Here is a 6,979-nt window from a genome sequence, read left to right as displayed (position 1 = left end):
CGCGCTGCTCGGGCCCAACGGCGCGGGCAAGACCACCCTGGTCCTGCACCTCAACGGGATCCTGGACGCGGGCGCGGGGACGGTCACCGTGGCCGGGCTGCCGGTCGCCAAGCGGAATCTGGCCGAGATCCGCCGCCGCGTCGGCATCGTCTTCCAGGACCCCGACGACCAGCTGTTCATGCCGACGGTGCGCGAGGACGTCGCGTTCGGCCCGGCCGCGGCCGGGCTGCGCGGCGCGGAACTGGAACAGCGGGTGATCACGGCCCTGGAGCGGGTCGGCATGGCCGAGTTCGCCGACCGCCCGCCGCACCACCTCTCCTTCGGACAGCGGCGGCGCGTGGCGGTGGCGACCGTCCTGGCCATGGAGCCGGAGATCCTGGTGCTGGACGAGCCCTCCTCCAACCTTGACCCCGCCTCGCGCCGCGAGCTGGCCGACATCCTGCGCTCCTTGGACGTCACGGTGCTGATGGTCACCCACGACCTGCCGTACGCGCTGGAGCTGTGCCCGCGCTCCGTGGTGCTCAGCGGCGGGGTGATCGCCGCCGACGGCCGCACGCAGGACCTACTGTGCGACGAGGCCCTGATGAGGGAACATCGACTGGAGTTGCCCTTCGGCTTCGACCCCCGCTCGGTGACGGCCCCGGTCTGAGGTAACCGGCGGGGGCGATGCACCATGGGGGGAGCACACTTCGCCCTCGGCATGGTGGGAGTACGGATCAGTGGTGGACGTCCAGGGCACGGTGGCCGACGGATTTGAACCGGTCCGGGACGCCTTCGTGGACAACTTCGCCCGGCGCGGCGACCGCGGTGCGGCCGTGGCCGTGTACCGGGAGGGCCACAAGGTCGTCGACCTGTGGGCCGGCGTGAAGGACGCTCACGGCGGGGGAGGTGCGGGGGATACGCCGTGGGCCCAGGACACCGCGCAGGTCGTCCGGTCCGTCACCAAGGGCATCGCCGCCGCCGTACCGTTGCTGCTCCACCAGCGCGGCCAGCTCGACCTGGACGGCCGGGTCGGCACGTACTGGCCGGAGTTCAAGGCGAACGGCAAGGAGCGGGTCCTCGTCCGGCATCTGCTCAGCCACCGCGCCGGGCTGCCGGTGCTGGACACCCCGCTGGCCCCCGTCCAGGCCATCGACGGCTTCCACGGCCCGCGGGCGGTCGCGGCCCAGCAGCCCGTATGGGAGCCGGGCACCGCCCACGGCTACCACGCGCAGACCTACAGCTGGCTGATCGGCGAGCTGGTCCGGCGGGTCACCGGGCGCACCATCGGACGCTGGATAGCCGAGGAGATAGCCCGGCCGCTGGGGCTCGACCTGTGGCTCGGGCTGCCACCCGAGCAGCGCGCCCGCGTCGGCCGGATAGGGCCCGTGGAGGCCCCGCCCGTGCCCGCCGCACAGGGCCCGCGGCTGCGGCCCAAGCGGTCGGTCGCCGAGGCGTACCAGAACCCCGACTCGCTCACCCGGCGCGCCTTCGGGGCGATCAGCCCCGCGCCGGACGAGAACGACCCCGCCTACCTCGAGGCCGAACTGCCCGCCTCGGGCGGCGTCGCCACCGCCGACGCGCTGGCCCGCTTCTACGCGGCGCTGATCGGCCCGCTGCCCTCGGCAGGCTCCCTGCGATCCGGCGGCCGGCTCTTCGCGCCCGCGACGCTGACCCTGGCCCGTACGGAGGAGTCCGCGGGGCCGGACGAGGTGCTGGTCATCGGCACCCGCTTCGGCCTCGGCTACATGCTGCACGGCCCGGCCTCCCCGCTCCTGACCCCCGGCTCCTTCGGCCACCCGGGCCGCGGCGGCTCCCTCGCCTTCGCCGACCCCGAGTCGGGCATCGGCTTCGGCTATGTCACCAACGGAATGCAGCGCGGCGTCACGGCGGACCCGCGCGCGCAGGCGCTGGTACGGGGGTTGCGGGCCGCTCTGCGGTGACGCGGTACTCCCGGGGGTCCCGGGGGTCCCGGGGGTAGTCGGATCGCGTGGTGCCGCGGACCGGTGGCTGCGGGACGAGCTCGTCCACGAACTGGCCCCCGGCTCACGGCTTGGGGAGCTTCCCTTGCTGGGTGATCATCCACATCCACGCCTCCAGGGTGGCGACGAACTCGCCGAGGTCGGGAGTGGTGTAGGAGGCCCGCTCATGGTCCCAGTCGGGGTCGAGGACGACGACGCGGAAGCCGTAGCCGTCGTACCAGCCGGCGTCTATGTTGATCTCCCGAGCCCGCAGGCCGCCCTCCTCCGCCACCTCCTCCGCGGTCAGCCACGGCGGTGGTGCCGTACGCGCCCAGTACAGATCCTCGGAGTCGTTGGCCTCGACCCTTCCATCCGGCAAGCGTCGGGCCGACAACTGGTTGTAGATGACGTTCCAACCGGCCGGAACACGCAACGGGATCAGGCCCCAGTCCTCGGAAACCGTAACGGCCGGCGGGGAGCTGGGCGGAAGTCGGAAGATCGGGTCCATGCGCCTGCAGCGTAGTCGGGGGTAACAAGGCCGATGGGCCGGCTTCCCAGGCACGGCTCACGGCACGCCACCTTCAGATTTCCTATGGCGCCCTACGAACCGCCCCAGGTCATATTGGCGACGGCCACGAACATCGCGAGGGCGATCGCCACACCCTGGACGGCCTTCCCCCAGCCGGGCATCGGCTCGCCCCTCTTGGACGCCGAACGCGCGGCGAAGAAGGCAAGCGCCAGCCCGACGAGGACGATGGGACCGAGCAGCACGGACAGCCAATCGACTTGCACGGGCGTCATCGCGGATCTCCTTGTTCCAACCCCGGTGACTGTCGGCACATCATCCGCGGACACCACCGGGACCCCTCCCGGACGCGATATGCGCGGCTCGGACAGGGCCTAGGACCCCGACGGCGCCACCAGGCCCGCCTCGTAGGCGAGGATCACCAGCTGCACCCGGTCGCGGGCGTCGAGTTTGGCGAGCAGCCGGGTCAGATAGGTCTTGGCGGTGGCGACGCTGATGCACAGTCGGTCGGCGATCTCGGCGTTGGACAGGCCGCTGCCGACCAGGGTCAGCACCTCGCGTTCGCGGTCGGTGATGCCGCCCAGCTCTGCCCGGGGCGGGGGCGTGGTCGCGGGGCGGGCGGCGAACTCCTTGATCAGCCGGCGGGTGACGCTCGGGGCGATCAGCGCGTCTCCGGAGGCGACGACGCGGACCGCGGCGAGGATGTCGTCCAGGGCCATGTCCTTGACCAGGAACCCGGACGCGCCGGCGCGCAGCGCCCCGTAGACGTAATCGTCGTCGTCGAAGGTCGTCAGGACGACCACGCGGGTCGTGCCGGGGCCCGTGGTGATCAGCCGGGTGGCCTCGATGCCGTCCATGCCGGGCATCCGGATGTCCATCACCACGACGTCCGGGGCGAGTTCGCCGGTCAGCCGGACCGCTTCGGCGCCGTCCCCGGCCTCGCCCACGACCTCGACGTCGGGGGTGTCGGTGATGACCATCCGCAGGGCGGCGCGGACGAGGGGCTGGTCGTCGGCGAGGAGGACACGGATGGTCATCCGGCTGTGGCCTCTGCTTTCGTCTCGATTGCCGTCGTAGTGGCTGTCGCGGTCGCCGCCGGGAGCGGCAGGCGGGCCGCCACCAGGAAGCCGCCGCCGCGTCTGGGCCCGGCGGTGAAGTGGCCGTGCAGCAGGGTGATCCGCTCGCGCATGCCGATCAGGCCGTACCCCGTGTCGTGTTCGGCGTCCGCGCAGGTGCCCTTGCCGCGGTCGCGGACCTCGATGGTCAGCTCGTCCTCGCCGTAGCCGATGGTCACCCGGCAGGAGTCGGCGCCCGAGTGGCGTACGACATTGGTCACCGACTCCTGGATGATCCGGAACGCCGCGAGGTCGATGTCCGCGGGCAGCGGGCGGCGCCTGCCCTGCCACCACACCTCCACCCGGACCCCGGCGGCGGTCGTGGTCGTGGCCAGCCGCTCCACATCCGCGAGGCCCGCGGCCGGGTGCAGCGGCGCGGGTTTCCGCGCCTCGTCGGCCGCCGGGTCGGGCTCGCGGTCGGCATCCCGGTCCGCCTGGCGCAGCGCGCCCAGCATCCGGCGCAGCCCGGACAGCGTTTCGCGGCCCGTCTTCTCCACGGCGATCATCGCCTCGCGGGCCTTGTCCGGCTGGGTTTCGATGACCCGGGCCGCGGCGCCGGCCTGGAGGGCGATGATGCCGATGCTGTGGGCCACCGTGTCATGCATCTCGCGGGCGATCCGCAGCCGTTCGGCGGTGACGGCCTGGGAGGCGGCCTGGGTGTGCAACTCCTCGGTGTGGAGCTGGGACTGGCGCAGCGAATTGCCGACGAGCCAGCCGATGACCACGGTCAGGGCGATGTACGGCTCGGGGATGACTCCGCTGTCCTGGATGCCCAGGCCCAGCCTCAGAGTGACGTAGCAGGGCAGCGTGGCCAGCGCCGCCCCGGCGGCGATCAGCGAGCTCCGCCGGGGCCGGACGGCCGCGACGTAGCAGAGGGCGACATCCACTCCCAGGTACTGCGCGGGCGGGATCTCGTCCTGGCGCCACGCCAGCGTCGAGGCGACCGTGCCGGCGAGCAGCAGCCCGTACCCCAGCGAAGTCCTGCGGCGCAGCAGGACACATCCGGTCAGGACCAGCGCGAAGGCGATGGCGAGCAGCAGTTTGGCGGACAGCGGGTCCAGGCCCTGCCGGGGGTAGTCGAGCGAGTACTCCCGCCGCGGGGGCATCAGGACGTACTTCACGAGGGGGCCCAACGCCGCCGCGAACCACACCAGCCCCACCCACAGGCCCGGCGATATGCGCTTGAGCAGCGGGAGAGGCGGAGAGACGGACATGGGCAGATCGTAACGACGGGGCCCGCGGCCGGACATCGGACCGTGGCTGTACAACCAGGGTCGACACCGGCGCCCGGCGATTGTCAGCGACGGGCCGACGACGGGCGGGGCCGCCCACCGGCACCGTGGCCTGTGTGATCGAAGTCAACCAACTCACCAAGCGATACGGCGGCGCGACGGCCGTCAAGGACCTGACCTTCACCGTGGATCCCGGCCAGGTCACCGGCTTTCTGGGGCCGAACGGCGCGGGCAAGAGCACGACGCTGCGGATGATTCTCGGCCTGCACGAGCCCACCGGCGGCAGCGTCACCGTCGAGGGCCGCCCCTTCGCCGCCCGCCCCCGCGGGCTGCGTCACGTCGGCTCGCTGCTCGACGCGCAGGAGGTGCACGGCGGGCGCAGCGCGGTGGCGCATCTGTCCGCACTCGCCCGGAGCAACCGCATCCCGCGGCGCCGGGTCGACGAGGTGCTGGAGCGGGTCGGCCTCGCCGAGGTCGCCCGGCGCCGCATCGGCGGCTTCTCGCTCGGCATGAAGCAGCGGCTCGGCATCGCGTCCGCGCTGCTGGGCGACGCGCCGGTGCTGCTCTTCGACGAACCGCTCAACGGCCTGGACCCGGAGGGGGTGAGGTGGGTGCGCGAGCTGTTCCGGGGGCTGGCGGCCGAGGGCCGCACCGTGTTCGTCTCCAGCCATCTGATGTCCGAGATGGAGCACACCGCCGATCAGTTGATCGTCATCGGCCGGGGTGAGCTGATCGCGGCGGAGAGCCTGGAGGAGTTCTCGGCCCGGGGCACCCGGCAGAGCGTCGAGGTGCGCACGCCCGCTGTCGGCGTTCTGCGTGATCTGCTGACGGCGGAGGGCGCGGCGGTGCACACGGAGGGCGAACTGCTGACCGTGATCGGTCTGGGCGTGGCCCGGATCGGGGAGATCGCGCAGGCCCACGGCGTTCCGCTGCACCATCTCAGCGCCCGGTCCGCGTCGCTGGAAGACGCGTTCATGGAGCTCACCGCCGACAGCGTCCAGTACCTCGCGGGGGAGTCCCGATGACCGCGACCGCCGAGTACCTTCATGCCGCCGAACCCCGCCCCCGGTTCGGCGATCTGGTCGCCGCCGAGTGGATCAAGCTCCGGTCGCTGCGGTCGACCTGGTTCGGGTACGGGGCGACCGCCCTGGCCGTCATCGCGTTCAACGTGGGCACCGCCTATGACACCTACCGCAACTGGTCGCAGCAGAACCCGGAGGGGCCGGAGGGCTTCGTCCGGGACGGGATTCCGCTGGACGAGGCCTTCACCGTGAACGCCGCCACCGTCATGATGCTCGCGCTCGGCGCCCTCGGTGCCATGGCGGTCGTCGGGGAGTACGCCTCGGGCACCATCCGTACGACGTTCGCGGCCGTTCCGGCGCGCCGTTCGGTGATGGCGGCCAAGGCGGCGGTGGTCGCGGCGGTCACGGCCGTCTTCGGCGCGTTCGTCGCGGGGGTCTCATTCGCCGCGACCCAGGCGATTCTGGACCGGCGGGGCGCGGGCGTCTCGCTCGGCGACCCGGGCGCGCTGCGCGTCGTGGTGGCGTCCGCGCTGCTCGCGCCGCTGTGCGCGCTTGTCGGCCTGGCGCTCGGCACGGTCATCCGGCAGACCGCGGGCACCATGATCGCCTCCGTCCTGGTCCTCCTGGTGCTGCCGATGGTGTTCACCGACGGCCGCCACTGGTCGGCGGTCGCCTCCCACGGCACGCTCTACCAGGCGTGGCGTCGGCTGGTGGCGATTGATTACCGCCCGCTGCACTACCCGTGGACGATCTCGGGAGCCTGGACCGTGTACGCGGTGTGGGTGGCCGCCGCGGTCGCGATCACCGTGGTCGGGGTGCACCGGCGCGACCAGTGAGCGGACGTATGACCGGCGCGCGGTGAATGTGCCGTACGCCCCTGCTGACTCCGTGCGCCGCTGGGCACTCGCACAAGCGGGTTCCAGGGGCCAAGGGTCCCTATGCCACCGCCACTTGCTTCTCCACACTGGAAGGCCTTCCGGCTGGTCGGCGCCCTCGCGGGCGGTGTGTCAGCCGGGGGCAGGGGGGTTCGGGGGAAGCAGGGGGACCGCGTGGCTCTGCATCGGGGGCGGTCGCTTGCGCGGCCGGAGGAGGGGCGTCGTGCGCCCGGCGTGAAGGTGCCCGTGAAGGTGCCCGTGAAGGTGCC

8 protein-coding genes are annotated in these 6,979 nt (G+C 72.4%); 4 read left to right on the top strand and 4 right to left on the bottom strand.

The window, feature by feature from the left end; genetic code table 11:
* Together CCN51_RS41265 and CCN51_RS41260 are read left to right on the top strand one after the other, a co-directional pair.
* A partial coding sequence (locus tag CCN51_RS41265) for an energy-coupling factor ABC transporter ATP-binding protein (RefSeq protein ID WP_086860731.1) occupies positions 1–649 on the top strand: 649 nt, incomplete at its 5' end.
* A gap of 70 nt (positions 650–719) precedes the next feature.
* Complete coding sequence (locus tag CCN51_RS41260) at positions 720–1,922, top strand: serine hydrolase domain-containing protein (protein WP_014176983.1); 1,203 nt, start codon at positions 720–722, stop codon at positions 1,920–1,922.
* A 103-nt stretch (positions 1,923–2,025) separates the two neighbouring features.
* Here the strand turns inward: CCN51_RS41260 and CCN51_RS41255 are convergent, their stop codons facing one another.
* The 4 genes from CCN51_RS41255 to CCN51_RS41240 all read right to left on the bottom strand — a co-directional run bounded on the left by CCN51_RS41255 (position 2,026) and on the right by CCN51_RS41240 (position 4,795).
* Positions 2,026–2,448, bottom strand: a complete 423-nt coding sequence (locus CCN51_RS41255; RefSeq protein ID WP_086860729.1) for a hypothetical protein — start codon at positions 2,446–2,448, stop codon at positions 2,026–2,028.
* Positions 2,449–2,540: 92 nt separating this feature from the next.
* A complete protein-coding gene (locus tag CCN51_RS41250; RefSeq protein ID WP_014176981.1) occupies positions 2,541–2,741 on the bottom strand; it encodes a hypothetical protein in 201 nt (66 codons plus the stop codon).
* Positions 2,742–2,840: 99 nt separating this feature from the next.
* Positions 2,841–3,503 (bottom strand): response regulator, encoded by a 663-nt coding sequence (locus CCN51_RS41245; RefSeq protein WP_014176980.1) that lies wholly within the window; start codon positions 3,501–3,503, stop codon positions 2,841–2,843.
* Positions 3,500–4,795, bottom strand: coding sequence for a sensor histidine kinase (locus CCN51_RS41240; RefSeq protein ID WP_086860727.1), 1,296 nt, complete (start codon positions 4,793–4,795; stop codon positions 3,500–3,502). Before CCN51_RS41240 ends, CCN51_RS41245 begins: the two co-directional genes overlap by 4 nt.
* A gap of 134 nt (positions 4,796–4,929) precedes the next feature.
* On the opposite strand from CCN51_RS41240, the gene CCN51_RS41235 reads away from it, so the two are divergent.
* Both CCN51_RS41235 and CCN51_RS41230 read left to right on the top strand, forming a co-directional pair.
* Positions 4,930–5,838, top strand: a complete 909-nt coding sequence (locus tag CCN51_RS41235; RefSeq protein ID WP_043486975.1) for an ABC transporter ATP-binding protein — start codon at positions 4,930–4,932, stop codon at positions 5,836–5,838.
* The gene (locus CCN51_RS41230; RefSeq protein WP_014176977.1) at positions 5,835–6,671 is read left to right on the top strand and encodes an ABC transporter permease; all 837 of its coding nucleotides are present in this window, start codon (positions 5,835–5,837) and stop codon (positions 6,669–6,671) included. Before CCN51_RS41235 ends, CCN51_RS41230 begins: the two co-directional genes overlap by 4 nt.
* Positions 6,672–6,979 lie beyond the last annotated feature (308 nt).

It is taken from the genome of Streptomyces milbemycinicus, assembly GCF_002154605.1.
Lineage (GTDB): Bacteria > Actinomycetota > Actinomycetes > Streptomycetales > Streptomycetaceae > Streptomyces > Streptomyces milbemycinicus.
The sequence above is the reverse complement of the archived record's forward strand: the minus strand, read 5'-3'. Positions and strand labels throughout refer to the sequence as shown.

What these genes read in the sequence shown, in the direction of transcription:
- CCN51_RS41240 (WP_086860727.1), bottom strand. Translation starts at nt 4,795, where the DNA reads ATGTCCGTCTCTCCGCCTCTCCCGCTGCTCAAGCGCATATCGCCGGGC.
- CCN51_RS41250 (WP_014176981.1), bottom strand. Translation starts at nt 2,741, where the DNA reads ATGACGCCCGTGCAAGTCGATTGGCTGTCCGTGCTGCTCGGTCCCATC.
- CCN51_RS41255 (WP_086860729.1), bottom strand. Translation starts at nt 2,448, where the DNA reads ATGGACCCGATCTTCCGACTTCCGCCCAGCTCCCCGCCGGCCGTTACG.
- CCN51_RS41245 (WP_014176980.1), bottom strand. Translation starts at nt 3,503, where the DNA reads ATGACCATCCGTGTCCTCCTCGCCGACGACCAGCCCCTCGTCCGCGCC.
- CCN51_RS41230 (WP_014176977.1), top strand. Translation starts at nt 5,835, where the DNA reads ATGACCGCGACCGCCGAGTACCTTCATGCCGCCGAACCCCGCCCCCGG.